General features: G+C 65.9%; 29 protein-coding genes, 1 tRNA gene and 1 other RNA gene. 17 read left to right on the top strand and 14 right to left on the bottom strand.

The window, feature by feature from the left end; genetic code table 11:
* Positions 1–24: 24 nt before the first annotated feature.
* From recA to dapF, 6 genes are read left to right on the top strand one after another with little or no spacing between them, the layout of a single operon-like run.
* Positions 25–1071: a recombinase RecA gene (gene recA, locus RI211_RS07320; RefSeq protein ID WP_187663892.1), complete on the top strand. Its 1047-nt coding sequence runs from the start codon at positions 25–27 to the stop codon at positions 1069–1071.
* The gene (locus tag RI211_RS07325; protein WP_315637007.1) at positions 1071–1919 is read left to right on the top strand and encodes a regulatory protein RecX; all 849 of its coding nucleotides are present in this window, start codon (positions 1071–1073) and stop codon (positions 1917–1919) included. The genes recA and RI211_RS07325 overlap by 1 nt, the downstream gene beginning before the upstream one ends.
* A gap of 48 nt (positions 1920–1967) precedes the next feature.
* Entirely contained in the window at positions 1968–3512 is a 1545-nt protein-coding gene (miaB, locus tag RI211_RS07330) for a tRNA (N6-isopentenyl adenosine(37)-C2)-methylthiotransferase MiaB (RefSeq protein ID WP_280566019.1), read from the top strand.
* Positions 3509–4420: a tRNA (adenosine(37)-N6)-dimethylallyltransferase MiaA gene (gene miaA / locus RI211_RS07335; RefSeq protein ID WP_315637006.1), complete on the top strand. Its 912-nt coding sequence runs from the start codon at positions 3509–3511 to the stop codon at positions 4418–4420. The genes miaB and miaA overlap by 4 nt, the downstream gene beginning before the upstream one ends.
* Positions 4421–4453: 33 nt before the next feature.
* Positions 4454–5002 (top strand): dihydrofolate reductase family protein, encoded by a 549-nt coding sequence (locus RI211_RS07340; RefSeq protein WP_259953973.1) that lies wholly within the window; start codon positions 4454–4456, stop codon positions 5000–5002.
* Between the two features lie 9 nt (positions 5003–5011).
* Positions 5012–5884: a diaminopimelate epimerase gene (dapF, locus tag RI211_RS07345; protein ID WP_315637005.1), complete on the top strand. Its 873-nt coding sequence runs from the start codon at positions 5012–5014 to the stop codon at positions 5882–5884.
* Between the two features lie 18 nt (positions 5885–5902).
* On the opposite strand, the gene RI211_RS07350 is transcribed toward dapF, so the two are convergent.
* Positions 5903–6544, bottom strand: a complete 642-nt coding sequence (locus RI211_RS07350) for a class I SAM-dependent methyltransferase (RefSeq protein WP_259953970.1) — start codon at positions 6542–6544, stop codon at positions 5903–5905.
* A gap of 66 nt (positions 6545–6610) precedes the next feature.
* On the opposite strand from RI211_RS07350, the gene hflX reads away from it, so the two are divergent.
* Positions 6611–8122, top strand: coding sequence for a GTPase HflX (gene hflX / locus RI211_RS07355; protein WP_315637004.1), 1512 nt, complete (start codon positions 6611–6613; stop codon positions 8120–8122).
* A gap of 8 nt (positions 8123–8130) precedes the next feature.
* Here hflX and RI211_RS07360 read toward each other — a convergent pair whose 3' ends face one another.
* On the bottom strand, positions 8131–8796 hold the full coding sequence (locus RI211_RS07360) for an SIMPL domain-containing protein (RefSeq protein WP_187663900.1): 666 nt from the start codon (positions 8794–8796) through the stop codon (positions 8131–8133).
* Between the two features lie 141 nt (positions 8797–8937).
* Between RI211_RS07360 and ssrA the strand changes: the two genes are divergently transcribed.
* Positions 8938–9307, top strand: a transfer-messenger RNA (tmRNA) gene (gene ssrA, locus RI211_RS07365).
* A gap of 64 nt (positions 9308–9371) precedes the next feature.
* Here ssrA and RI211_RS07370 read toward each other — a convergent pair.
* Together RI211_RS07370 and RI211_RS07375 are read right to left on the bottom strand one after the other, a co-directional pair.
* A complete protein-coding gene (locus RI211_RS07370; protein ID WP_315637003.1) occupies positions 9372–9716 on the bottom strand; it encodes a hypothetical protein in 345 nt (114 codons plus the stop codon).
* Between the two features lie 164 nt (positions 9717–9880).
* On the bottom strand, positions 9881–10807 hold the full coding sequence (locus RI211_RS07375; RefSeq protein ID WP_315637002.1) for an alpha/beta fold hydrolase: 927 nt from the start codon (positions 10805–10807) through the stop codon (positions 9881–9883).
* 149 nt (positions 10808–10956) lie between these two features.
* Here RI211_RS07375 and RI211_RS07380 point away from each other — a divergent pair, with 149 nt between their 5' ends.
* Positions 10957–11298, top strand: coding sequence for a DUF7882 family protein (locus RI211_RS07380; protein WP_187663902.1), 342 nt, complete (start codon positions 10957–10959; stop codon positions 11296–11298).
* Between the two features lie 25 nt (positions 11299–11323).
* Here the strand turns inward: RI211_RS07380 and RI211_RS07385 are convergent, their stop codons facing one another.
* The 3 genes from RI211_RS07385 to RI211_RS07395 form a co-directional block, all read right to left on the bottom strand.
* Positions 11324–11500: a hypothetical protein gene (locus tag RI211_RS07385; protein ID WP_315637001.1), complete on the bottom strand. Its 177-nt coding sequence runs from the start codon at positions 11498–11500 to the stop codon at positions 11324–11326.
* A 92-nt stretch (positions 11501–11592) separates the two neighbouring features.
* A complete protein-coding gene (locus RI211_RS07390; RefSeq protein WP_315637000.1) occupies positions 11593–12141 on the bottom strand; it encodes a hypothetical protein in 549 nt (182 codons plus the stop codon).
* 14 nt (positions 12142–12155) lie between these two features.
* Positions 12156–12953: an inositol monophosphatase family protein gene (locus RI211_RS07395; RefSeq protein WP_315636999.1), complete on the bottom strand. Its 798-nt coding sequence runs from the start codon at positions 12951–12953 to the stop codon at positions 12156–12158.
* 155 nt (positions 12954–13108) lie between these two features.
* On the opposite strand from RI211_RS07395, the gene RI211_RS07400 reads away from it, so the two are divergent.
* Positions 13109–13181 (top strand) — tRNA-Lys (locus RI211_RS07400).
* Positions 13182–13306: 125 nt separating this feature from the next.
* Here the strand turns inward: RI211_RS07400 and RI211_RS07405 are convergent.
* Entirely contained in the window at positions 13307–14509 is a 1203-nt protein-coding gene (locus RI211_RS07405; protein WP_315636998.1) for a tyrosine-type recombinase/integrase, read from the bottom strand.
* A gap of 36 nt (positions 14510–14545) precedes the next feature.
* Between RI211_RS07405 and RI211_RS07410 the strand changes: the two genes are divergently transcribed.
* Together RI211_RS07410 and RI211_RS07415 are read left to right on the top strand one after the other, a co-directional pair.
* Entirely contained in the window at positions 14546–14743 is a 198-nt protein-coding gene (locus tag RI211_RS07410; protein WP_315636997.1) for a helix-turn-helix transcriptional regulator, read from the top strand.
* Positions 14740–14982: a hypothetical protein gene (locus RI211_RS07415; RefSeq protein ID WP_315636996.1), complete on the top strand. Its 243-nt coding sequence runs from the start codon at positions 14740–14742 to the stop codon at positions 14980–14982. Before RI211_RS07410 ends, RI211_RS07415 begins: the two co-directional genes overlap by 4 nt.
* On the opposite strand, the gene RI211_RS07420 is transcribed toward RI211_RS07415, so the two are convergent.
* The 6 genes from RI211_RS07420 to RI211_RS07445 form a co-directional block, all read right to left on the bottom strand.
* On the bottom strand, positions 14964–15545 hold the full coding sequence (locus RI211_RS07420; RefSeq protein ID WP_315636995.1) for a recombinase family protein: 582 nt from the start codon (positions 15543–15545) through the stop codon (positions 14964–14966). The two genes, RI211_RS07415 and RI211_RS07420, sit on opposite strands and share 19 nt — an antisense overlap.
* 386 nt (positions 15546–15931) lie before the next feature.
* Positions 15932–16186: a hypothetical protein gene (locus RI211_RS07425; RefSeq protein WP_315636994.1), complete on the bottom strand. Its 255-nt coding sequence runs from the start codon at positions 16184–16186 to the stop codon at positions 15932–15934.
* A 479-nt stretch (positions 16187–16665) separates the two neighbouring features.
* Positions 16666–17016: a hypothetical protein gene (locus RI211_RS07430; protein WP_315636993.1), complete on the bottom strand. Its 351-nt coding sequence runs from the start codon at positions 17014–17016 to the stop codon at positions 16666–16668.
* A complete protein-coding gene (locus RI211_RS07435; protein ID WP_315636992.1) occupies positions 17016–17684 on the bottom strand; it encodes a hypothetical protein in 669 nt (222 codons plus the stop codon). The genes RI211_RS07430 and RI211_RS07435 overlap by 1 nt, the downstream gene beginning before the upstream one ends.
* Positions 17681–18244 (bottom strand): hypothetical protein, encoded by a 564-nt coding sequence (locus RI211_RS07440; protein WP_315636991.1) that lies wholly within the window; start codon positions 18242–18244, stop codon positions 17681–17683. Before RI211_RS07440 ends, RI211_RS07435 begins: the two co-directional genes overlap by 4 nt.
* 80 nt (positions 18245–18324) lie before the next feature.
* Entirely contained in the window at positions 18325–18879 is a 555-nt protein-coding gene (locus RI211_RS07445; RefSeq protein ID WP_315636989.1) for a hypothetical protein, read from the bottom strand.
* 581 nt (positions 18880–19460) lie between these two features.
* Here RI211_RS07445 and RI211_RS07450 point away from each other — a divergent pair.
* The 5 genes from RI211_RS07450 to RI211_RS07470 all read left to right on the top strand — a co-directional run bounded on the left by RI211_RS07450 (position 19461) and on the right by RI211_RS07470 (position 23847).
* A complete protein-coding gene (locus RI211_RS07450) occupies positions 19461–20018 on the top strand; it encodes a hypothetical protein (protein WP_315636988.1) in 558 nt (185 codons plus the stop codon).
* Positions 20015–20575 (top strand): hypothetical protein, encoded by a 561-nt coding sequence (locus RI211_RS07455; protein ID WP_315636987.1) that lies wholly within the window; start codon positions 20015–20017, stop codon positions 20573–20575. The genes RI211_RS07450 and RI211_RS07455 overlap by 4 nt, the downstream gene beginning before the upstream one ends.
* Positions 20572–21015: a hypothetical protein gene (locus tag RI211_RS07460; RefSeq protein ID WP_315636986.1), complete on the top strand. Its 444-nt coding sequence runs from the start codon at positions 20572–20574 to the stop codon at positions 21013–21015. Before RI211_RS07455 ends, RI211_RS07460 begins: the two co-directional genes overlap by 4 nt.
* Positions 21016–21020: 5 nt before the next feature.
* The gene (locus RI211_RS07465) at positions 21021–22241 is read left to right on the top strand and encodes a hypothetical protein (protein ID WP_315636985.1); all 1221 of its coding nucleotides are present in this window, start codon (positions 21021–21023) and stop codon (positions 22239–22241) included.
* Positions 22242–23064: 823 nt separating this feature from the next.
* Positions 23065–23847, top strand: a complete 783-nt coding sequence (locus RI211_RS07470; protein WP_315636984.1) for a hypothetical protein — start codon at positions 23065–23067, stop codon at positions 23845–23847.
* Positions 23848–24069 lie beyond the last annotated feature (222 nt).

The raw sequence follows: 24069 nt of genomic DNA on the forward strand, positions 1-24069 counted from the left end.
GCACACGCGCAGAAGGAGCACACCATGCCATCACCCGCCGACCGCGAGAAGTCCCTCGAGACAGCCCTCGCTCAGATCGACCGCCAGTTCGGAAAGGGCTCGGTCATGCGGCTGGGCAGCGACGAGCGCGCCCCTGTGGCCGTCATCCCCACCGGCTCCATCGCCCTTGACGTCGCTCTCGGCGTGGGAGGTCTGCCGCGTGGACGCATCGTCGAGATCTACGGCCCGGAGTCCTCGGGTAAGACGACGCTGACGCTGCACGCCATCGCGAACGCCCAGCGGGCCGGCGGCATCGCGGCGTTCATCGACGCCGAGCACGCCCTCGACCCCGACTACGCCGCGAAGCTCGGCGTCGACATCGACGCCCTTCTCGTCTCGCAGCCCGACACGGGTGAGCAGGCGCTGGAGATCGCCGACATGCTGGTGCGCTCCGGAGCCATCGACCTCATCGTCATCGACTCGGTGGCAGCGCTCGTGCCCCGTGCCGAGATCGAGGGCGAGATGGGTGACTCGCACGTGGGTCTGCAGGCGCGACTCATGTCGCAGGCCCTTCGTAAGCTCACCGGTGGGCTGAACCAGACCAACACCACCATGATCTTCATCAACCAGCTGCGCGAGAAGATCGGCGTCTTCTTCGGTTCTCCCGAGACCACCGCCGGTGGTAAGGCGCTGAAGTTCTACGCGTCGGTCCGCATGGACATCCGTCGTATCGAGACGCTGAAGGACGGAACCGACGCCGTCGGAAACCGCACCAGGGTCAAGGTCGTGAAGAACAAGATGGCCCCGCCCTTCAAGCAGGCGGAGTTCGACATCCTCTACGGCGTCGGCATCTCCCGCGAGGGCAGCCTGATCGACTTCGGCGTCGAGCACGGCATCGTCAAGAAGTCCGGGTCGTGGTACACCTACGACGGCGATCAGCTCGGCCAGGGCAAGGAGAACGCGCGGACGTTCCTGCTCAACAACGCGGACATCGCGTTGGCGATCGAGAGCCAGATCAAGCAGAAGCTCGGTATCGGCGGCCCGGCCGCGGCTCCGGGTGCTGATGAGCTGGCCGAGCGTCGCCCGGCCTGATGAGTGACCAGCGTGGGGGCGATTCCGAGCGGATCGCCCCCATCATCCCTCTCTTCGGCGGCCCCGCGCGTGCCGAGCGCCCGGCGGATGACGGTGCGAGCGGCGCGTCGCCCGGTCGGCACGGCCGGTCGGCGCCGTCTACGGACGCTGCGGGACTCTGGCGGTCGACCTGGGACGATCCCGCGACAGCGGGGAAGCGGACTGCTGACGACGACGGTTCTCCCAGCGCACGTCATCCCGCACGCGGGACCGCGGGTGCGAAGAAGACCAGGCTGCGTGCACTGGGTGACACGTCCCGGTCGGACGGTGGGGGAGAGGCCGGCGAGAGCGCGCCCTCCGCGGAGGAGGTCCGCACCACGGCGGAGGAGTCGTTGGTGCGGAAGCTCCGTACGCGATCGCTGTCCGTCTCCGAAGCGCGGCTGGTGCTGAAGGGCCATGGGCTCGCCGCAGACGCGATCGAAGACGTCATCGACGACTTCATGCGGCGAGGCTATCTCGACGATGCGGTACTCGCCGAGCTCCTCGTCACGGCCGGGGTCGAGCGCAAGGGCCAGGGTCGGGTCGCGCTGTCCCGGGCGCTGGCACAGCGGGGTATCCCTCGCGAGGTCATCGATGCCGCTCTCGACGAGCTCCCGGACGATGACGCGGAGCGGGCGCTGGAGTTCGCACGGACCAAAGCGCGCTCGATGAGCCGCCTCGATCCCGACGCGGCACTACGGCGATTGGTCGGGCAGCTGTCGCGCCGCGGATACGCCGGTTCCGTCGCCATGAACGCCGCGAAGACGGCGCTGCGGGAGGCGTCTTTCGGTAGCGGCGTCTCCGGCGTCCGGTTCGTGGATTCCGACTGACAGCCGCACGCGGTCGCCTCTCGGTGACGCTCGTACAATGGGAACATCATGACTATCCCCCGCAGCGAACCGACGATCATCAGCGCGTCGTCAGCGGCCGTCGACGATGACGGGCGCCAGCGATCGTACGAAGTGCGCACGTTCGGTTGTCAGATGAACGTGCACGACTCCGAGCGCCTGTCAGGGTCTCTGGAGAGTGCCGGCTACATCCGTGCCGACGCCGGGACCGAGGCCGACGTGGTGATCATCAACACCTGCGCCGTGCGGGACAACGCTGCCGGCAAGCTCTACGGAACGCTCGGCCATCTGGCTGCCGTGAAGCGGCGCAAGGCCGGTATGCAGATCGCGGTCGGCGGCTGCCTCGCGCAGATGGACAAGCAGGCCGTGCTCGACAAGGCACCCTGGGTCGACGTGGTCTTCGGTACCCACAACATGGGCTCCTTGCCCGGTCTGCTCGAGCGCGCCCGTCACAACGGCGACGCGGAGCTCGAGATCCTCGAATCCCTCGAGGTGTTCCCCTCGACGCTCCCCACCAAGCGCGACTCCGCGCACAGTGGCTGGGTGTCGATCTCCGTCGGCTGCAACAACACCTGCACGTTCTGCATCGTCCCCAGTCTCCGCGGCAAAGAGAAGGACCGTCGACCGGGCGACATCCTCAACGAGATCCGTCTTCTCGTCGAGGACGGCGCCATCGAGGTCACCCTCCTCGGGCAGAACGTCAACTCCTACGGGGTGGAGTTCGGGGACCGTCAGGCGTTCGGCAAGCTTCTCCGTGCCGCCGGTGAGATCGAGGGCCTCGAGCGCATCCGCTTCACGAGCCCGCACCCCGCTGCCTTCACCGACGACGTGATCGACGCGATGGCGGAGACCCCCGCAGTCATGCCGCAGCTCCACATGCCGCTGCAGTCCGGAAGCGATCGGATCCTCAAGGCGATGCGGCGCTCGTACCGCAGCGAGCGCTTCCTCGGCATCCTGGACCGCGTTCGGGAACGCATCCCGCACGCGGCCATCACGACCGACATCATCGTGGGCTTCCCCGGCGAGACCGAGGAGGACTTCGAGGACACGATGCGCGTCGTCGAGCAGTCCCGATTCTCCGGAGCCTTCACCTTCCAGTACTCGATCCGCGAAGGGACCCCCGCGGCCACCATGCCGGATCAGGTGCCCAAGGAGGTCGTGCAGGCCCGCTACGACCGGCTGATCGCGCTCCAGGAGCGCATCTCGTTGGAGGAGAACCAGAAGCAGGTCGGCCGGGAGGTCGAGGTGCTCGTCTCCACGGGTGAAGGCAAGAAGGACACGGAGACCCGTCGACTGACCGGACGAGCTCAGGACAACCGGCTCGTGCACTTCGAGGTGACCCCGGGTTCGGAGCTGCCGCGTCCGGGTGACGTCGTCACCGTGAGGGTGACCCACGCCGCACCGTTCCACCTCCTCGCCGACGATCCGACCGGCGCGCCGCTGCGCATCCGCCGTACGCGCGGTGGAGATGCCTGGGATCGGGGACAGGCGGAGTCGTGCGCCGTGCCGGCTCCGAGCGACGGGGCACCGCGCGCCGTCTCCCTCGGCCTGCCGACTCTCCGCGTCGGAGTGTGACCACACCTCGGCTCTGGGCCGTCGTCGGCGCGACAGGCACCGGGAAGAGCGATCTGGCGCTCGATCTCGCCGAGGAGCTCCGGCGTCGCGGCAACCCGGCGGAGATCGTCAACGCGGATGCGATGCAGCTCTACCGCGGCATGGACATCGGAACGGCCAAGCTGCCCGTCTCCGAACGACGCGGCATTCCGCACCATCTCTTCGACGTGCGAGAGGTGACGCAGGATGCCGCTGTGGCCTGGTATCAACCGCTCGCACGCGAGGCCGTGCAGAGGATTCACGCGGGGGGCGGCGACGCGATCCTCGTCGGCGGATCCGGACTCTACGTGTCCGGTGTCGTCTACGAGTTCCACTTCCCGCCTCGAGACCCCGTGATCCGCGAGCGTCTCGAGCAGGAGCTGGATCGGGATGGCGTCGATGCCCTCCTCCAGCGGCTGCGTGCGCGCGATCCGGAAGCCGCAGCCCGGGTGGACCCGCGCAACGGCAGACGAGTGATCCGTGCTCTCGAAGTCGTCGAACAGGGGAGCGCGACGCACGGCGCGACACTGCCCGAGAAGCCGACGCTCTGGTATCCGCGCACCCGGCTGATCGGTCTGCACGTGGATCGCTCCGATCTCGTCGCCCGACTGGATGCTCGTGTCCGGCGGATGTGGGAGCACGGCCTCGTGGCCGAGGTCGCGCGGCTGCGCGACGAGGGTCTGGAGCGCGGGACGACGGCTCCCCGGGCCATCGGGTACGCGCAGGTGCTCGCACAGCTGGAGGGACGCTCCACCGCCGAGGAAGCGATCGCGGAGACGCAGGCACTCACCCGGCGCTACGCGCGTCGTCAGGTGTCGTGGTTCAAGCGCTACCCGGAACTCGAATGGATGGCGCCGCCGGTGGCCGTCGCCGACCTGCTGGCGGCCTGACCTGATGTCGGTGGCCCGTGCGACGATGCGCGCATGGCCACTCATTACTTCACCGCGTCCAGCCTTGACGGGTACATCGCCACGACGGAGCATTCCTTGGATTGGCTTCTGACGCAGGACATCGACATGGAAGGTCCCATGGCCTATCCGGCGTTCGAGAAGAGTATCGGGGCGCTCGTGATGGGGTCATCGACGTACGAATGGGTCATGCGCCACGAGGAGGGCCGGTGGGCGTATGAGCAGCCCACGTGGGTGCTCTCGCATCGTGAGCTCGCCGTGCCGACCGGGGCGGACGTCCGTGTGACGAGCGCGGCGATCCCCGACGTCCATGCCGCGATGCACGAGGCGGCGGAAGGAAAGGACCTCTGGGTCGTCGGCGGGGGAGACGTGGCAGGACAGTTCGCGGACGCGGGCCTCCTGGACGAGGTCTGGGTGCAATACGCCCCGGTGACCCTCGGGGGCGGTGCCCCACTGTTGCCCCGGCGTCTCGACCTGGATCTGATCGAGGTGGCCCGCAACCGCAGCTTCCTCTGCGGGCGTTACCGCGTCGCGGGGCGGAGCGCCGGCTCGACGGCTCCCTAGACTGGTCCCATGGTCGCATTCACCAAGGGGCACGGTACCGGCAACGACTTCATCATCATCGCCGACCCCGACGGCCAGCTGAAGCTTACCGCGGAGCAGGTCGCGGTGCTCTGCGATCGCCATTTCGGCATCGGGGCCGACGGCGTTCTCCGAGTCGTGCGTTCGTCCGCGATCGCGGAGGGGGCAGCGGCCCTGGCGGAGGAGCCGGATGCCGAGTGGTTCATGGACTACCGCAACGCGGACGGCTCGGTCGCCGAGATGTGCGGCAACGGGATCCGGGTCTTCGCGCACTACCTCATGCGCTCCGGTCTCGCTGACATCGAGGCCGGCAGTACGCTCCCCATCGGCACCAGGGCTGGTGTCCGTGACGTCACGCGCAGCGTGAGCGGTTACCAGGTCGACCTGGGCGCGTGGCGCCTGTCGGGCGTCGACCCGCTGGTGCGCGCGGACGGGCTGACCGTTACGCGGCCCGGACTGGGCATCGACGTCGGGAACCCGCACGTCGTGGTGGCGCTCGCCTCCGACGCGGAGCTCGGCCTGCTGGAACTCACGCGCGCGCCCGAGTTGGAACCGGCTCCGCCCGCCGGGGCGAACGTCGAGTTCGTGGTGCCCGGCGAGCCCCTCGTGCGCGACGGCGTCGGCCACGTCCGGATGCGTGTGTTCGAACGCGGCGTCGGCGAGACCCTGAGCTGCGGCACGGGCGTGGCCGCCACCGCACTCGCGGTGCGCTACTGGGCCGGTGCCCAGGCCCCTGACAACTGGAAGGTCGAGGTCCCGGGTGGCACGCTCGGAGTCCGGATGTTCCCCGCCGAGGATGGGGAGCACGTCGCGCTGTCCGGACCTGCTCAGCTCGTCTACCAGGGCGAAGTCGATCTGGTCTGAGGCGGCGAGGGGGGAGTCTCAGACGACGTCGATCGGTTCCGTCGGCGGCGTCCCGTGCTTCCTCACCTTGAGGATGCGGTAGCCCTTGCCCGTCGCCGTGCGGAAGACGCTGAAGCCGGGGTGGAAGGTCGCCGCGATCCAGCGCTGCAGAGAGTCGGCGCCGAGGTTGCGCTGGACGACGAGCCACGCGTCGCTGCGTTCGTCGAGCCGCGGGATCCACTTCTCCAGCAGCCCGTGCAGTTCGTTCTTCCCGACGCGGATCGGCGGATTGGACCGGATCGTGCGGAAGGTCACGTCGTCGGGAACATCTTCGGGCAGGGAGGCGTTGATATTGGTGAGGCCGAGGGCAGCCGCGTTGCGACGTACGAGATCCAAGGCCCGCTCGTTCACGTCCACCGCCCAGACGGTCGCGTGCGGCGAGGCCAGTGCCATCGACAAGGAGATCGGCCCCCAACCGCTCCCGAGGTCGAGAAGATGACCTCCGGGAGGAACGGGAGGCATGTTGGCGAGGAGCACTGCGGTGCCGGCGTCGAGTCGATCCGGGCTGAAGACACCACCCGCGGTGGTCACTTCGAGCTCACGGCCTGCAAGGGATACGCGGATCTTGCGCAGGTTCTCGGGGCTAGCCGGGGCCGCAGTGAAATAGTGGTCGGACCCCATACGGTGAGCGTACCGGACAGCGCGGGCTAAGGTTAAGGCTCGCGAGGAAACCAGAGACAGGAACGGATGACGGAGACGAAGACACCCTCCACCGACGACCAGACGGTCGACCGCGTGCTGGCGAACGCAGAGAAGCGCTCCGAGGTGCGCACGTTCGGCGCCGCGCAGGCACTCCAGGACGAAGCGACGGCCGCGCATTCGACGGCCGACGGCGAACAGTGGGACCTCGAAGATCGGCACGCGCTGCGGCGCGTGGGTGGTCTGTCCACCGAACTCGAGGACGTCACCGAGGTCGAGTACCGCCAGCTCCGGCTGGAGAACGTCGTGCTCGTCGGGGTGTACCCGCAGGGTGCCCAGGAGGACGCGGAGAATTCGCTGCGCGAACTCGCGGCGCTCGCGGAGACAGCGGGCGCGGTCGTGCTCGACGGCGTGCTGCAGCGCCGCCCGCACCCGGATGCCGCCACCTACCTCGGGCGAGGCAAGGCCCAGGAGCTGAAGGACATCGTCGCGGCGGTCGGCGCCGACACGGTCATCGCCGACACCGAGCTGGCGCCCAGCCAGCGACGAGCGCTCGAGGACGTCGTGAAGGTCAAGGTGATCGACCGGACCACTGTGATCCTCGACATCTTCAGCCAGCATGCCAAAAGCCGGGAGGGCAAGGCCCAGGTCGAGCTCGCACAGCTCGAGTACCTGCTGCCGCGCCTGCGTGGTTGGGGTGAATCGATGAGCCGTCAGGCCGGTGGACAGGTCGGCGCCGGCGGCGCCGGTATGGGTTCGCGCGGTCCTGGTGAGACGAAGATCGAGCTCGACCGTCGACGCATCCGGACGAAGATGGCGCTGCTGCGCAAGCAGATCCGTGACTTCGCCCCGGCGCGTGAGGCGAAGCGCGCCGAGCGCAAGCGGAACACGATCCCGTCTGTCGCCATCGCCGGATACACGAACGCCGGAAAGTCCAGTCTGCTCAATGCGCTGACGAGCGCGGGCGTCCTCGTGGAGAACGCGCTGTTCGCCACCCTCGACGCGACCGTGCGGCGCTCGGAGACCGAGGACGGCCGCGTGTACACGCTGACCGACACCGTCGGCTTCGTGCGCAACCTGCCGCACCAGCTCGTCGAAGCCTTCCGTTCGACGCTGGAGGAGGTCGGAGACGCAGACGTCGTGCTGCACGTGGTCGACGGCTCGCACCCCGATCCGGCCGGACAGCTGCAGACCGTGCGTGACGTGATGGGCGACGTCGGTGTGCGTGACATGCCGGAGCTCGTCGTCTTCAACAAGGCCGATCTGATCCCCGAAGACGAGCGGCTGGTTCTCCGCGGCCTGGAGCCGCGGGCGCACTTCGTGTCGTCGCGGTCGGGGGAGGGCATCGCCGAACTTCGTGCAGCCATCGAGGAGGCCCTGCCGAAGCCCGCGGTCGAGCTCCATGCCGTGATCCCTTACGACCGTGGAGAGCTCGTCGCGGCGATCCACGAGACCGGGATGCTGCTGTCGGTCGAGCACCAGGAGGCGGGTACCGCCGTCCATGCGCACGTGTCGGAGCGCCTCGCCGCCGACCTCTCCGCCTTCGTCGTCAGCGACTGAGGCGAGGGTCAACGAGCGAGGAACCGCGCCTCGACGGTCGCTGTGAGCACGATGTCCTGCGGCTCGTACTCCATGGCCGGGGCGGCATCGGCCGCGAAGGCGACGGCGCCGCGTGCCTTCCCGAGCGGAGCGCCCGGCGCCGGCGTCGTGGAGGAGAGCAGGCCGGTGTCAGCGATCTCCACGGGAGTCACCTGGGCGAGACCGAGAGCAGCGGCGTAGGCCTCGGCCCTCGTCACGGCCACGCCGACGGCCTGTGCGGCGACCTCTCGTTCCACGCGGACGCGGGTCTCCGGGGTGAGATGCCAGTCGACCCAACCGATCTCGACACCGTCCCACGCGGAGATGTCGGAGATCCAGAGGGAAAGCTCCGAGGCCTCCGCGAAGGTCGCGGTCACGTCGATGCTCGCGTAGTACACCGGGGCGAGACGCTTCCCCTCGGCGTTCCACGGGCGCTCGGCACGCACCGAGAGTCGCGTGCTGCTCCAGTCGAGGGCGGTGCCGGCATCCACACGTCCCACGATGCTGCTGCGGACGGGTTCGGTCAGACGCAGGACGTGGTCGACGACGGTCGCGCGCTCCGGACCTTCTGCGCGCACCGTGACGCGGATGGTCGCCCGTTCCGGCGACAGGCGCGCCTCGTGTTCGCCGCGGACGGTGACTGTCACATCGCTCATGGGCCGACTCTACGCGACGGGCATCGGCGGCGGGGAATGGCGGCCGAGGCGCGAACGTTGTAGTCTGAGATGCTCGGGTGCTCGTCGCCCGGGAGGGACAATTCCACAGTGTGACAGCGGCTCCTTCGAGAGAAGGACCACGGGGCTGATCGGTTTCGACAGCGCCTGTGAATCCACGAGAAGCGGGCCGAGGATGCAGAGTTATCTCGTAAACGCTCTCTGCAAAACAATAGTTGCCGAAACCAAGCGCAACGACTTCGCCCTCGCTGCCTAAGCGAGCCCGATAGTCCGTCAGACCGTATGTGATTCCGATACGGATCCTGGCGTCATCTAGGAATCTTGCTGCGTGACGGCGTCTGGACGTCACGTGGGACTCTTCCCAGGCTGGGCTCGTCGACTTAGGTGTCTGTGACAAAGGTCGGAGCCGAGCAGAACGCTTCCACAGACTGCGCCCGGAGAAGGCGTGGAGACTCAGCGTTGGACGGGGGTTCGATTCCCCCCAGCTCCACCAGGTCGCTGTCACCATAAAGAAGCCCCGGTGGCTCGGACTCTCGTCCGGGGCACCGGGGCTTCTCCTATGAGGTCACCCAGCGGACGCCGTCGGCGTCCGGAGGGAAGCGGTGCGCGGCGTCCGTCTCCAGCTCCTCCATGAGGGGGACGATGACGCTCCACAGCGCCCAGTGCTCTGATGTCCCCTCTCCGCCCTGGACACGACCCTCCCACCGCGCGGCATTCGGAAGCGCCACGCGCATGCCGAATCGCGAGCCGGCGGGGTCGGCCACCTGAGCAGTCAACGATTCGGCATCGACCGTCACCTCCGTCAGCTGGAATCCCGAGGGCACGAGGATCGTTCCCCGCGCCCTGGCCCACGCCTCGCGGACTGCTGCCACCAGCGGCTCCGCAACGACATCGATCGTCATGAGAAGTCCTTCCGATCATGAGCGCCGGGCGATGATCGGCGTGACCGGCCATCGACGCTCGCACCTCTCGTATCTCGCACGAGTCCCCTGATCCGGCCAGAGTATCGACGTATGCCACGGGTCGTCTGTCCCCTCTTCGGGGGACGTCACTCAGCGGTGGGCGCTCATACAGACATGCGACGTACGCCCTCACGCAGCAGCTCGACGATGCGCGGACCCCCGTGCCCCTCATCCGGAACCTCGATCAACGTGCTCCCCGGCCAGGCCCGATGCAGGTCGAAGGGCACGGACATGCTTGCGCTCAGATCTCGGCGCCCATGAACGAGAAGGGCAGGAATGCCGGCGAGCCGGTCGACGTGGTCGAGGATCCCGGCATCTCCGAGGAAGCCGTGGTGGGACCAGTAGTGAAGGATGAGGGTCGCCCGTTCGACGCGCGAACGTGGATCGGTCCACCGAGGATCTGGGGCGAAAGCCGGGTCGAGCGAGCTGTGCGTATCCTCCCAGCGCCCCCACGCGACAGCCGCGCGATCACGTTCGTCGGGGTCTGTGCTCGTGATAGCGCGGTACAAGGCGTCGACGATGCGTTCTCCGCGACCGGGCGACGCTGCGCCTTGGAGCTCGGTCCATTCGCGAGGGAACACCCGGCGAAGGTCCTGGGTGATCCATTCGACCTCCGCTCGACTGGTGGTCGTGACGGCGCCGAGGGCCAACCCGGTCACGCGCTCCGGATGCTGCTCGGCGTACGCGAGGGCGAGCGTCGCTCCCCAGGAAAGCCCCACGACGATCCATCGGTCGATGCCGAGGTGCTCTCGAAGCGCCTCGATGTCGTCGATGAGAGTCTGCGTGGTGTTGAGAGGGAGCGTCGCGAGGTCATCCGCCACGGACGGCGTACTCCGACCGCACCCGCGTTGATCGAAGGTCACGGCATGGTGGAGCGTCGGGTCGAAGAACGTGCGGAAGAAGTCCGAAGACCCGGAGCCCGGCCCGCCGTGCAGGAAGACCGCGGGTGTCTTCCCCTCCCCGAACCGCTGCCAGAAGATGTGCACCCCGCCGGGACGCTCCAGGAGGCCGTGCTGTGTAGACATCGCCATCCGTCGACGATAGCGGCGGGCAGTCAGGGGCTTCCCGCCATGAGTCGCCCGGTCGAGCTCGGGGGACGAACCGTAGGACCCCCGCGGCTGAACCCCAGAGGACCTGACTGCCTCTGGTGACGGATGGAGCACGGGCCTACCATTCGCACATGGGGTTCATCATGTACGACGGTACGAGCCAGCTCCACATCGAAGACCGAGCGCTCGCGCACCTCAAGGTCGTGATCGCGACGAAGCTCCGACGCAACGAGAGCTTCACGGTGTCCTGGACCCACCCCGAGGGAGAGGCCTACGGTCGCTCCACGATCTGGCTGCATCCGGCGATCCCGCTGCGCTTCACGTTCGAAGGTCGGGAGCCGCCGAAACTGAATCCGCAGTGGATCGAGGATCTGATGCAGTCGGCCAACTCGACCGGGGGGATCCACCTCGTTGACGAGATCGTCCAGGGGTCGACGCCCGGACGAGACGACAGGAGCCCCGCCTCGTCATGAGGCGGGGCTCCTGTGTTCGACAGGCTCAGTGCGAGCGGTCCGGATCCTCCGCGAGGACGTCGTTCCCGTCATCGTCGGACCCATCCGTGGGCGGCACCGTGCGCGGCTCGCCCTTGTTGTCCTCGGCGCCGAGGTTGTCGTTCTCCTCCGGGCCGGGGGAGGGCTCGGTGCTGATGTCGTTGCGGTCGCTGTCGTTAGCCATGCGCGTTCCTTTCCTCGACGAATACCTCCAGCATGCTCTCTTCGCGGAGAGGAGCCCAGACGCTTGACAACGTCGTCGGGATGGTGCGCTGCTCAGTCCCGGCCTTCGACCAGAAGCAGCCCCTGTTTGGTGTCGGCGACCTTCACCCAGCCGTCGCCGAAGAGGTACGTCATGCCGTAGCCGTCCTCGTCGGTGCTCATCGCGTACTGAGGGTCCTCGGTGACGTAGACGCCCTGGGCGCTCTCCTCGCTCCGCCACCCCTCGTCCTCGAGGTCCTCCCGCGCCCGTTCGGCGTCGGCGGAGGAGAGCGGAGACCAGCCGTACATCTGACCGTGATCGGACGGGACGGTGAAGTCCGCCCAGAAGCACAGGAGTCCCTCCGAGAGCTCGACGCCGCCGACGCGGAACTCCCGCGGCTCGGCGGTCCACCCGGCTTCGGTGAGGGCGGCGACCGTGCCCTCCGAGATCATCGACTCGCACGTCAGCTCATCCGTGGCCGCCGGCGTCGCCCCGGCGTCACCCGCGGCGGACGTGGGCTCCTGCGAGGGCGACGGGTCGGGTGTGCCGTCGTCGGTACACGCGGTGAGGAGCGCCCCGATCAGTACGAGGCCGGTCAGAGCCGCGAGTCGTCGGGAGTTCATGGTGCCTCGGTGTATCAGTCGTGCAGAAGACGGAGGAAGTCGTCGTGAAGGATGCCGTTGGTGGCGAGTGTCGAGCGCGCCGAGATCGTCTCGGAACCGTCGAAAGCCGTCATGCGCCCACCCGCCTCGTTGACGATGGCCACGGCGGCGGCGATGTCGTATTCCTTCACATCGAACTCGGCGACGGCTTCCAATCGCCCCTCCGCCAGGAGCATGTACGCATAGACATCGCCGTACGCCCGATCGCGCCAGACGTGCCCGCTCAGACGAAGAAGGGCATCCAGCTGCCCGGCGTCGCGCCACTGGGCGATGCTCTGGAAACTCACGCTGGCCTCATCCAGCGCCGAGACGGAGGAGGTGGCGAGGCGTCGCTCCGTGTGGTCATCGACGGTCCAGGCGCCGTGTCCCGTCGCCGCCCACCACCGTCGACCGAGCGCCGGCATGCTGACCACGCCGACCCGTGGCACACCGTCGATCGCGAGAGCGATCATCGTGCCCCACAGCGGGACGCCCCGGAGGAAGTTCGCCGTGCCGTCGATCGGATCGATGATCCACTGCCGGACGGTGCTGCCCTGGGCGCCGAACTCCTCGCCGAAGATGCCGTCGTCGGGACGTTCCTCCTCGAGGACTCGGCGGATCGCGCGCTCCGTGGCGAGGTCGGCGTCGGTCACGTGGGAGTGATCCGTCTTCGTGGAGATCTCCAGATCCGCAGCGTCGAACCGGGGGAGCGACTGCGCGTCCGCGGCGTCGGCGAGGCGAAGGGCGAGCTGGAGATCGGCGCGCAGGTCAGCGGCGTCGGAAGTGGCGGTCACGCTCTCAGAATAGTCGCCGTCATCGACGCAGCCGCAGAGACCATCGGCCAGGATCGGCGGGCGAAACGCCCGAGCCACGCCCGGGTCGCCGTGGATTTCGTCTCGACGCTAACCGCTGGTAATGTAATTCCTCGGTCGGGGTTATCCCGGGCCACGCACCTCTAGCTCAATCGGCAGAGCAACTGACTCTTAATCAGTGGGTTCTCGGTTCAAGTCCGAGGGGGTGCACGGAATAGCCCTAGTAGATCTCGCCATCTACCAGGGCTTTTCTGCTTTCTGGGTGGTCGGCTTCGTTGGTGCACTCAACACCCCAGTCAGGATATGGTCAGGATGGCTTTCGACTGGTGGCCAAGTCAGGACGGTTCAGGGCTGGCCTTCTTCTTCCTCTTTCGGAGCGCTCGATCTCGGGCCTTGGTCATCTTCTCGGTTACCTGGTCCATGCGGTCGGGGAAGATCTTGGCGTACGTGTTCAGGGTCTCCTTGGCGTCGGCGTGACCCAGCATGCGTTGGACCATGAGCACGTCGGCACCGGCCGCGATGGCGAGCGATGCGGCGGTATGGCGTAATCCCTTCGGGGTGAGCCCAGGAGGGGTCTTAGCCGCCTCAGTAGCTCGCTTCCACTGCCTGTTTCGCCAGTTCCCCGGGCTCTCATGCTTGCCCTCTCGGTTGACGAACAACGGTGCAGTCTTGGGGCGCTTTCCGATCTGGGCGACGAGGTCATCCACGAGGTGCGGCGGGATCGGCACCTCACGGTTGCCGCTGCTGGTCTTCGGGCTGGTTCCGATGATCGGCTTCCCGGAGCCGTTGACCGTCCACGTCTTCGAGATCGCGAGACGACGTCGAGTGAGATTCACATCTCCCACGTCGAGCGCGAACGCCTCGCCTGGGCGCAAGCCAATGTTCCCCATGACGCCGACGAGTAGTGCATCCTGCGCGGTCGCGGTCTCCCGCATGGCCTCGATCAGTCGTTCCAACTCTGTGTAGCCGAGGAAGATCACCGGCTCCGTCTCGGTGCGCGGAGTCTCAACGCCGGATGCCGGATTACGTCTGATCCAACCTTCTTGGACCGCAAACCTCAGCGCAGCGATGAACGGCACCAGTACGGCCTTCGTGGTCCTCGGTGCCAGTGGCCCCCGCGAGCCCTCCATGCCCTCTCTGCGGACCGCGGAGCCATCTTGAAGGCCGGAGACCCACGAATCGACATCGGTGCGCTTCACCGCGCTCAGGCGAGTGTTTCCCCATCGAGGCAACACATAGTTGTCGATGCGCGCGCGGTAGGTACCTCGGCTCGCCTCGCCCGGATTCTTCTTCGACCTCATCCATGCTTCGACGGCGTCGGCCACGGTGAGAGCTGCAACCTCGGGAGAGGTGTAGCTGTTCTCGCGGAGGGCGTTCTCCAGGAAGGTCTGGTGCGCCTCGGCCTCGGGCTTCTTCTTGAAGCTCTGCGAGCGCTCGCGCTTCGTGTCGGGGTCGATCCAGACGACGCGCCAGCGTAGACCCGTGCCGGTCTTCGCTCCCTTCCACCGGTCCGCGATCCAAACCTTGGTGCTGCTCATCCTTGATGTCCCTGTTCTCGTGGGCGTACCACGTTCATGACGAACGATAACGCCAGCTCCCGACTACTCACGCCGCGCGACGCGTCCCGATACCTCGGACGCTCAGTCCCTGCGCTGGCCCAGCTTCGGTACCGGGGAACCGGTCCGCGATTCATCCACGCGGGTGGGCGGGTACGGTACCGGCAGAGCGATGTTGATGCATGGCTCGCTGCGGGTGAGCGAGATGCGACGTGACCGCCGATGACGAGCTGCTGCGAATCACCCAGGAGCCGAGCATCGAGGAGCGATGCTCGGAGCGGGAGGGGCTGTGGGCCGAGGCGGATTGGGCGATCCGAAACGATGTCGAACTGGTGATCGAGATCGCCGAACAGGCGGCGGCTATCGCGAGAGGCGAGAAATCGACGCTGCCCCAACCCGCTCGCCATGCGCGCCGAATCTGGAGTGCACGTGACCGTCATGACGCGGAGAGGTAGCGATAGACAGTCGCGCGGCTGATCTTCAGCGTGCGGGCGATGTCCGGAGCCTTCTCCCCTTCGTCGTACATGCGCTGAATCAGGCGCGCTTGCTTCGTGTCCACGGAGCGCGGACGCCCGCCTGTGATGCCCTGCTCGCGTTTGTGGTCGAGCGCTGCACGGGTGCGCTCGGAGTTAAAGTCGCGTTCCATCTGCGCGAAGACGGCGAGCATGCCCATCATCGCCTTGCCCGTCGTCGTGGTGGTGTCGATGCCGTCGAGCGTGCGCACGTGGATGCCGCGACTCACGAGGGTTTCAATCGTTGTGATGACGTGGCCGGAGTTGCGGCCCAGCCGGTCGAGCTTCCATACGACGAGGGTGTCGCCGGGCTGAAGACCGCGTTCCTCGTCCAGCATGTTGTCCCACGCAGGGCGGCTGATCTTGGTGCCGCTCACGCCGTGATCGACATAGATGTCGCGGGCCTGCACTCCAGCCTCGGTGAGCTTCGCGCGCTGATATGCCTCGTCCTGTTCGGCGGTCGAAACCCGCGCGTACCCAATCAGTCGGCCCGTTGTCGTCGTCATATTTAGAGTCTCGCATCTCGTGTCTCCAAACACAAGACGATGGCGAGGATTGGAGACACATCCCACGAGACATATTCGGAGACGGATTCGGAACGATCACGAGGTGCCGATCTGGTCTCAGGTCGCGTTCGTTTCTGAGACACGGGACAGCTCGGTGTGTCGGGTTCGTGGACCGCGTGCGTATCCCGCCCAGTACCCCACGATCCCTGTCCGCGGTGCTGCACGGGCGTAGTCGCCGCACGCGGCTTGTACCGGGCACGCTTGGCAGATGGCCCACAGGGCGCGAGTGTCGGGGTCGTCGGAGATGAATCGGACGTCGCCCTCACACCGCGGCGTCTGCGTTGCCAGAGCGGCCTGGAGGACGGCCCACGCGGTTGCTGCTTTGCTCATCGCCCGGGGAAGTGCAGCGCCACGAGATCGGCCACGAGATCCGCGGGGAGCCCGTGCAGCTCGCGCAACTGGCCTTCCTTGTCGATCAGGAGCACGTGCAGCGCGCCGGACGGCTCGTGCAGGTAGAGGGCATCCCGTCCACGGGAAGAGCTGAGGGCAATTCCCCAGCCGACAGGCACCCGCACGCGCTGTCCGCCCAGGAAGACCGGAACGACGGCGCTGTCTGCCGGGACGCGGGGAGGATCACCCAAGGTGACGCCCGTGGCGGCGTCTGCACGCGCCTGAAGGCGCTGTGAGGCCACAGACCGGCTCGGGGTGCTCTGCTGCATCGAGCGCTTCGAAGAGGCCAGCCAAGCATCGAAAGGGTCGGGCGCAGAGTACACGCCTGGATGCGCGACCCAGGGCGCGCGGGGGTGAATCTTGCGACCGGCTCGACTGCTCATGTGTAACTCCAGGTGTGAGAGGGACCGGCCCCCGCAGGAGGGTTGACCTTCGCGTCTGCCTACACCGTGTTTCTGGTGGTGGATGTGATGCGGGGGCCGGGGATCGAGGGGTGCCGCCCTTTCTGACCTCGGGCGGCACCCGGTGCTGGTCCGTCGAGTTTGAACACGAAGCGAACGGACCAGCGGACCCGCAAGACTCACCAAGAGGACTCGCGGGGGCTATTTGAAGTTGTGAGCCGCGGGCCGGGGGCTCGAATAGACAAGGGCTGTCTCCCCGGCCCGCGGGGCTAGGGGCTTGGCGCGGTGATCGCGGCGAACGTGGAAAGCGTCATGCAGACCAAGCTGTCGCCAAGCGGGCGCTCGCGACGGTGCTGCACGAGCGCGACATGTTTGCCGTCGCTCGCCTCGGCGTGAGCGGCGTCCAAATCTCCACCGATGCGGAAAGACGCACGGCTGCTGGTTGCGAGGAACCAACCATCGACGCCGGTCACATCGGCTGTCGTCTCTCCGATTCCCTCAGACACCTTCCGGCGCATCGGACGGGCGGTGGCATCGTCCAGTCCGGCGATGTTGAGATACAGCGCCGTGGCCTCGCGAAACCGAAGCTGGTCGGTCAGGTTGCGGCTGGTTCCCGTCATCACGCACCCGCCCGACTCGGCCCAACGTTCGGCGTTCCCTTGGCCGCGCTCGCCGCAATGCGCTCGGCCTGTTCGTCGTGGGCGCGCTCGGATGCGGTCTTCGCCGTGTTCAGCACGGTCGAGGTGACGGGGGCGTCGCCGTAGACGCGCTGAACCTCCCTCAGCGCTTCAGCTCGCGCGTCGGCGTTCGGCTGCGCCCATGCCTCACGTCGGGCCGCTTCTCGCTTTTCCGCCCAGAGCGCGCTGCCGTGGGTCCAGGGCTGGAGGTCTCGCGGTGCACGCCCAGCTCGGAGCCGGACGAATCCCCATTTCTGAATCTGAGCTTCCTCATCCTCCAGAAGGGCGCTCCAGCTCGGTCGGCCATAGCGGTCCTGGTCGGCGTCCAGCATGGCCTGGTCGATCTCGATCTCATGTCCGCGATAGAGCACGGTGGAAGGAGCGCCGAAAATCGAAGTGCTGCGCAGGATCGAGATCCCGCCCTCATCGAGGGAGTGCATCCACGTTCCTGCCTTCGCCGTGCGCGCGGCGTCTGCCGTGGTGGATGCGTCACGGGCCGTTGCCGCTTCTCGTGCACGCTTCAGTCGCTGCTGCCCCACGGGGAGCGGCTCGGCGGTCTCCAGCTCGGCGGACAGCTCTGCCAGGCGGGCGGTCTTTTCGGTGGTGCTCATGAGGTCAGCTCATTCCTGGAATCGGGGTTTGCGATTTGCCGGATCTGATCGGCCCAGTCGGACCGGTTCTTCTGCTCCAGCACGTTGACGATGACGGCGGCAACCTCGGGGTGCTCGCGCACGACGGTGCCGATCAGGCGGAGGGCATCCTCAGCGTCTTCGATGGCTTCAGCGATGTCACTGCCCAGAGTGTCGAGAGGAGCCAGTACGGCGAGCACCCGGGCTTCTGCCTGGCCTGCGTGCAGTGCGGTCTTGTGGTCCCCCGCGGCCTCTGCTGCGGCTCGTGTGTCACGGGCGTGATCGGCCACGTCGAGCAACCGACTCGCAAGGGTGAGCGCGGGAGCGCCGTCCACTCCCACGAGCGCTGCACGCGCCGCTGCGGTCAGGTGGTCTCTGACGTGACGCCTCACGGACTCAGGGGCAAGGCCGTACTGCCCCGCTACGCCTCGAATCGATGAGGTTCCCGCCGTCAGATCGAACTCGATTTGCGCGCGGTCGGGGTGAGAGCACAGCACACAGCGACGCCCGGGGCGGGCCGTTGCTGGTGCAAGCTGCTGCATGATCTCTCCTGAGGGTCAGGAAGAGTATCGACCGCAAGCCAAACACCGTGCTGCGCGGTGTCTGAGGTCGAGGATTGCGCCTAGCCCAGGGCTCCGCTGCGGAGGAGGTCATCGAAGTCGATGGGCGGTTGGCAGACGCCAGTGGCCTCCCAGGCTCGGCGGCGGAACGCTCCGGCCTCCAGTTCGTGGATGAGCGAGAGGGCGTCTGCATCCCCGGCGTGTACGGATGCCCACAGGCGGGAAGCGCTATTCGTGGCGTTCGCGCTAACCCGTTCTTTGGTGATGTAGTCCACGGCCCTGCTGAGTTCTGTCACCACGCGGACATGCTGGCCCCGTGGCCCGGCGTCGATGCCCAGCCGCTCGGCCTGCTGGAGGAACCGCTCACGGAGCGATAGCGCGAACGCGAGAGAATCCTCCCGGCTCTTCGATTCCGGAAATACGATCAGGCTGTGAGCATGCACGTGCCACGCGGCATCACCCCGCTTCGGCTCGATGGCACGTGCGCTCCCGGCTACGCCCCTGCGCTTCAGCCAGCCGCCCTTTAGCGTCTCCGCAAGCACACGGGAGAGATCTCCCCACTGGGGCCGGAGCGCCCTACCGGGCGTGCTGGCAATGGTGGCGGTCCAGAGGAGCACGGTCCCGTGGTGCTGGCTTCCTAGAGCGCGCATGAGCTCTCTACGTCGCTGGCTGGCCCGGCCTGTCGAGCACACGGCGCAGAGCGCCATGCCGCACTTGTGGCCGACCTGCCCACAGTTGCGGAGCTTGCTGCGAAGCGAGTACATCCGCTGAGTCGCGTTTAGTGCGTAACACGCACTATGAGAAGTGCCTACATTTAGCGTGTCTTGATGGATGGACAGTGACCGCGCTCGCCGCATGGACTGCGCGCACCGTGCGTCGGCGCGTTCGAACCGGGCTCGCCACTCAGCGGTGAGAGGCACCCGGCGGGGCGTGCGAGGGGACAGGTCGGGTAGAATCGACACGAGATCTCAAATCTTCAGCCGCCTCGATCCCTGCCAGGATGGGGCGGCTTTCTCATCGCCCACGTGCGGTCGAAGAGAGTATCGACCGGTCGGATACAAACCATCATGTTGGGATCAGATCCAGCGACGTGGCGCTCGTAGGAGAGCCGTTCGCGCGGTACGGTCGAGGGAAGCGGCGAGCGTCGTACCTCCAAGGTAGCGTTCGCATCTAGGGAAGTGGACCCGAGGGGAGACCAATGCCAGACGAAACGGTGTTCGAGGTCGATGACGCTGTGGTTCTGCTTCTCGGCGCGGACGGCGGGGGACGTGAGCGTGCGGGCGAGATCAGGGGGATCACCCGGCTCGAAAAGCTCGTCTTCCTGCTAGAGCGCGAGACAGAAGCTGGCAAGCTCCTGACGGAGGACCCGCAGTTCAAGGCATACAACTTTGGCCCGTTCTCACAGAAGGTGTACCAGGCTGTAGACAAGCTCGTCGCCGCAGGACTGCTGACTGACTCGAAGCGCCTTAGCCGTTCTTCAGAGGACTCCTGGGAATCTGCAAGTCTTCTCGGCGTGGACGACGTGCAAACGGACTTCAGTACACGGGACTTCAAGCTCACTGAAGTTGGGCGCGAGTACTACGACGCCTTGACTAGCGAATTGCCCAACTCCGTCGTAAAGGAAGCGGGTGAACTGCGGAGTCGATTCTCGGGATGGCGGCTGCGCGACCTTGTGCGGTATGTATATGAGAGGTACGACCAGTTCACCGAGAAATCTCTGATTCGTGACGACATTCTGGGTCGCGGTCGGTCGTGAATCAAGCGCTCATCCTGTCGATTGCGATCCCATTCGCGCTCGCGAGCTACGTGCCTTTGTTCACGTCAGCGATGTCTACCAACCTCGTACAAAAACTCCGAGATCGCGAAGCTGAAACTCGGAGCCGCCTCGTAGACGGCGCGATCACGCAGCTGCGGGAAGTGCAAGTGTTGCTAGCGGAGTTTTTTGATGAGTGGGACCCTGATGAAGACCCATTCTTCATCAAAGCACGCCCGCGGGATCTGAAAAAGCCGGTGGCAGACTACCTCCGCTTCATTGCCCTCCAAGACAAAATGAAGCAGTCTCTCCAGGCTGTGGCGAAGCTCACTCGACTCGTCTTTTGGTTCTTGGTCGCGTTCGCGGCGCTGACCACGGCCGCCGTCGTAGCGGGTGCCCTCTATCGGTGGCACGGGGATTATTGGGCTGTTCGGGCGCTGGCGGGGGCGACGGTCGTGTTCGTCGTAGGCGGTCTACTGTTTCTCGTTATCCTCTGGTTCGCCCGGCGCGTAGACAAGGCGCATAGCGTGGCACTGACGCTGGATGGAGACAACCCATGACCATGATCGAGTGGGGTCAAGATATCTACACCAAGAATGCCGAGGAAGCACAGCTGCTGCCGCCGCTGCTGGAGATGCTCGCTCGCCGTCGGTGGATCAGCGAGACCACGATGATCCATAACGAGTTCGCTTGGAACGGTCGTCGGATCGATGTCGCACTCCTCGGTCAACGAAACCGTACTGCGGCGTTCGAACTGAAACTAGGTTCCTTCGGTCGCGTCTTGGAACAGGCAATGTACAACCGCCTCAGCTTCGATCGCAGTTGGATCGTGATTGACGGGCTGCCTCGCCCGTCGAACCTGAACTACGCAGCGGCCAACGGGGTCGGGGTGATCGCAATCACTGGCACTACACGTGTGCTTGTGCAGGCGCAGCTTCAGCCAGTCAGCTCTGCCGTCCGCAAACGTCTGATCGCACAACTGGGGGTACCGCGCCGATGAAAGACATGTTCGATGCCTTCTCGCACTTCTTGGCGTTCGGGATCTCCGATCAGCGCACGCTTCGAGAACTGACAGACGAATACGACGGCATGATTGTTCCTGGAACCATCGCTGCGTTTCAGGCAGATCCGACCCGAGGGTTCGTCCTCTCGCTCTCCGCCTCGGAAAAGCTGCCCTACGCAATCGATTCGCGATTCCCGCTGTTCCAGTCGTACTTGCCCTCCCCAAAGCCATCTCACTTGCTGCTCGCGGAGATTCTCGGACTAACCATCGATGCGAAGGGGCGGTGGCTGTCCGATGCGGCTCTCACGGATGAGTCTCTGGAGTCGATCGCCGCAAAGTGGATCGACTTCAATACGAAGTTCCTCGGTGAGCAACCCTCTCAGTTCGACAAGTACGCGAAGCGCCTGAAGCGCCCCCTCCCGCACGCTGAGGCTCGGGGTCCGAGGTGGATCTTCCCGCCCTACCTGATGAAGGACGAAGAGTTTCCGGATGCTCTGAATCTCTCGCACCGGCTCTGGGAACACAGCGTGGAAGCGGCCTCTCGCCGCAATGCATCTTCGTTGCTGCGTCGGGTGGTTGCGGTCAAAGACCCCGCGGACCTCGTTGCGGGAGCGCTGCAAAGTGGCCAGGACGAGGTAGTTGTATGGGTAAGCGACCTTGACGAGATGAAACCTGAGAACTTCCAACGCCTCGTCGCATACGCAACTGCAATCAGGACGCTGCGGGAGCATGACGTCACGCCGTTCGCTCTCTATGGAGGTTACTTCTCCGTCATGCTTCGATCTCTCGGTCTAGCGGGCGCTTCTCATGGGGTCGGTTTCAGCGAGTCCCGCGATCACGTCGAGTTGAAAACGTCGGGAGCTGCTCCAGCCAGGTTTTACGTCTCGCGCCTCCACCGATTCGTGAATCGAGACCTCGCAGCCGAGCTGTGGCGACGACGTCCCTCTCTCATCGATTGCGACTACCCCGGCTACGTCTCGCGTGACCCTTTGGATTTCGACTATCACGGACTCATGCAGCATTCCGTGCACGCGAGGCAACACGAGATCCGTCAGAGTGCGACGCGTTCGACGTCGGACTACATCTCGGAGCTGCGGAGCGGACGAGCATCGTACATCGCGGAGCTCGAAGGACTGCCACTTCCTCCGGGCCTCATCAAACGAGCCAGGGACCTGTCGCTGCCGCTCGATGTATGGGCGAACGTCCTTGAAGCTGCGTCGTAGAGCGTCTAGGGGCCAGGCGTGAGCCTCAGTCAGGATGTGGTCAGGATGCGTCTGGGAACGTCCGTAATCGTGCGTAGCGACTCGTTTTCAGAATTAGATCTTTGAACTGGGTTTTCCCCAGAATTCCACACGCGCACGCTCACGGACGATAACGCCCAGTTACCCCTCTGGACGAACAGTGGGTTCAGGGTTCAAGTCCCTGGGGGTGCACGGAACAGCCTTGTTTAGACTCTCGCCAGTCTGGACAGGGCTTTTCTGCTTTCGGGGGCGGGTGCAGTCGCAGCATCTCCGGTTCGCGAAGCAGCGTTGTGCACCCGGGCGTGCAACCCACGCGCAACTCAACGTCCCTCAATCTGGGGCGGACGCACGCAACGCCCCGCCTACATGCGCAGCAAGTCTCGAGAGGCGGCCGCAACGTCTCCCGACGCCCGATGAGGAAGAATTTCTCCTCCGGGCGAAGAACACCCTGGCTGCGTGGCGCATGACGCCCGGCACCGGCCCAGGCTTCGTGAAGCGTGGCCGGCTCGTCTTCTACGGAGGGGCTCGAACATGACAGCCGTCCCCCGAACAGCCGACAGACAGGCGGGATGCTGGGCTGTATGGTCACCCTGGGAGATGCCCACCGAAGTGAACGCCTTGACGACATCAGTCAAATCGCTCCAGCAGTCGACGAATACTTCTCGAGGTCCTCGCTTCGGGCACTACTCAACGTTGGTCGGGCGCGACGTCGTACGCCGGTTGCAATGGGTTGACCACGGCTGAGAGCGATTCCCACGACTGGGCCCACCTGAACGCCGCGTACTGAGAGTCAAGAGGAAACCTGATGCGCACGACACGCTTCGCCATCGTCTCCGCGACGGCCGTTGCTTGCCTCGTCGTAGGGTTCATTGTGACCGGCGCTATCCGAACCAGCACGGTCGATGCCGCCGCCCCCGCATCGACGCGCGCTGTGGCCTCCGCTGAAGACGTCGAACGCCTCAACGATGCGTTGGCCCGCCAGAGCGGTGCGGGAGATGCTGAGTGGTTCGACCGTACCCTCGAGGAGACGCTTCCCAACTTCAAGGTCTCGTTGGACGGCGACCCTGGGGTGCGGATGTTCGATGCCACAGTAGAAGGGCGAGTCCTGGACGTTCGGCCGGGAACGAGCCACCGCGACAGTGTCAGCGGTGACGACACCATTGTCCGTGAAAACCTTGAGTTCGACGACACGAACGCAACCTGGCGCACCGTGATCCTTACCGTCGAGGTTCTGAACGACTTCGACCCCAAGACCGATCTGTCGTCGAAGATCGAAGTGGCCTTGTGGCTGGACGGGACAACTAACCCTCAAGTGGTTCGCAAGGGATTCCAGGGTCAGCGGATATTCGCAGTCCTCGACGAACCTGGGCGATTCGAGCCTGCTACGGCTTACCCGGTCGCTCGGAATGGCGCCCTGATCGGAGTAGTCAAGGGCGACGGCTCGCTCTCCCTACCCGGCCTTGGCGAGGAAGAGAGGGCTTACCTGGACGGCGTCACGACAATAGCTGCGGTCACTGAGGCCGCGAGTGAACCCAAGGTCGTTCTTCCTGTCTCGACGACGGAGGGGTACTGGGAACGGACAGGCTAGCTCGCGCCGGACATGATTGGTGGACGCAGTCCCGCCGTAACGCCGCCACGTGAACCTGAGTCGGAGAACCCGAGACGGTTACCCGCCTCTGCCCACGTCCCATAGTTCTGCTGACGCTGATCCGACTTCGGACTGATACACGCCTCCCACGGCAAGCATTTTCGAGCCCGAACAGAGCGTGCGGGTCGACCTGCGCGACGCGGGATCGTAGACGTGCGCTCG

The sequence above is a fragment of the Microbacterium meiriae genome, assembly GCF_032364335.1.
GTDB classification, from domain to species: Bacteria; Actinomycetota; Actinomycetes; order Actinomycetales; family Microbacteriaceae; genus Microbacterium; species Microbacterium meiriae.

Excerpts from the sequence above, each read along its gene's own strand:
- recA (WP_187663892.1), top strand. The coding sequence starts at position 25 with ATGCCATCACCCGCCGACCGCGAGAAGTCCCTCGAGACAGCCCTCGCT.
- RI211_RS07325 (WP_315637007.1), top strand. The coding sequence starts at position 1,071 with ATGAGTGACCAGCGTGGGGGCGATTCCGAGCGGATCGCCCCCATCATC.
- miaB (WP_280566019.1), top strand. The coding sequence starts at position 1,968 with ATGACTATCCCCCGCAGCGAACCGACGATCATCAGCGCGTCGTCAGCG.
- RI211_RS07340 (WP_259953973.1), top strand. The coding sequence starts at position 4,454 with ATGGCCACTCATTACTTCACCGCGTCCAGCCTTGACGGGTACATCGCC.
- dapF (WP_315637005.1), top strand. The coding sequence starts at position 5,012 with ATGGTCGCATTCACCAAGGGGCACGGTACCGGCAACGACTTCATCATC.
- RI211_RS07350 (WP_259953970.1), bottom strand. The coding sequence starts at position 6,544 with ATGGGGTCCGACCACTATTTCACTGCGGCCCCGGCTAGCCCCGAGAAC.
- hflX (WP_315637004.1), top strand. The coding sequence starts at position 6,611 with ATGACGGAGACGAAGACACCCTCCACCGACGACCAGACGGTCGACCGC.
- RI211_RS07360 (WP_187663900.1), bottom strand. The coding sequence starts at position 8,796 with ATGAGCGATGTGACAGTCACCGTCCGCGGCGAACACGAGGCGCGCCTG.
- RI211_RS07370 (WP_315637003.1), bottom strand. The coding sequence starts at position 9,716 with ATGACGATCGATGTCGTTGCGGAGCCGCTGGTGGCAGCAGTCCGCGAG.
- RI211_RS07375 (WP_315637002.1), bottom strand. The coding sequence starts at position 10,807 with ATGGCGATGTCTACACAGCACGGCCTCCTGGAGCGTCCCGGCGGGGTG.
- RI211_RS07380 (WP_187663902.1), top strand. The coding sequence starts at position 10,957 with ATGGGGTTCATCATGTACGACGGTACGAGCCAGCTCCACATCGAAGAC.
- RI211_RS07385 (WP_315637001.1), bottom strand. The coding sequence starts at position 11,500 with ATGGCTAACGACAGCGACCGCAACGACATCAGCACCGAGCCCTCCCCC.
- RI211_RS07390 (WP_315637000.1), bottom strand. The coding sequence starts at position 12,141 with ATGAACTCCCGACGACTCGCGGCTCTGACCGGCCTCGTACTGATCGGG.
- RI211_RS07405 (WP_315636998.1), bottom strand. The coding sequence starts at position 14,509 with ATGAGCAGCACCAAGGTTTGGATCGCGGACCGGTGGAAGGGAGCGAAG.
- RI211_RS07410 (WP_315636997.1), top strand. The coding sequence starts at position 14,546 with ATGACGAACGATAACGCCAGCTCCCGACTACTCACGCCGCGCGACGCG.
- RI211_RS07420 (WP_315636995.1), bottom strand. The coding sequence starts at position 15,545 with ATGACGACGACAACGGGCCGACTGATTGGGTACGCGCGGGTTTCGACC.
- RI211_RS07430 (WP_315636993.1), bottom strand. The coding sequence starts at position 17,016 with ATGACGGGAACCAGCCGCAACCTGACCGACCAGCTTCGGTTTCGCGAG.
- RI211_RS07435 (WP_315636992.1), bottom strand. The coding sequence starts at position 17,684 with ATGAGCACCACCGAAAAGACCGCCCGCCTGGCAGAGCTGTCCGCCGAG.
- RI211_RS07440 (WP_315636991.1), bottom strand. The coding sequence starts at position 18,244 with ATGCAGCAGCTTGCACCAGCAACGGCCCGCCCCGGGCGTCGCTGTGTG.
- RI211_RS07450 (WP_315636988.1), top strand. The coding sequence starts at position 19,461 with ATGCCAGACGAAACGGTGTTCGAGGTCGATGACGCTGTGGTTCTGCTT.
- RI211_RS07460 (WP_315636986.1), top strand. The coding sequence starts at position 20,572 with ATGACCATGATCGAGTGGGGTCAAGATATCTACACCAAGAATGCCGAG.
- RI211_RS07465 (WP_315636985.1), top strand. The coding sequence starts at position 21,021 with ATGTTCGATGCCTTCTCGCACTTCTTGGCGTTCGGGATCTCCGATCAG.
- RI211_RS07470 (WP_315636984.1), top strand. The coding sequence starts at position 23,065 with ATGCGCACGACACGCTTCGCCATCGTCTCCGCGACGGCCGTTGCTTGC.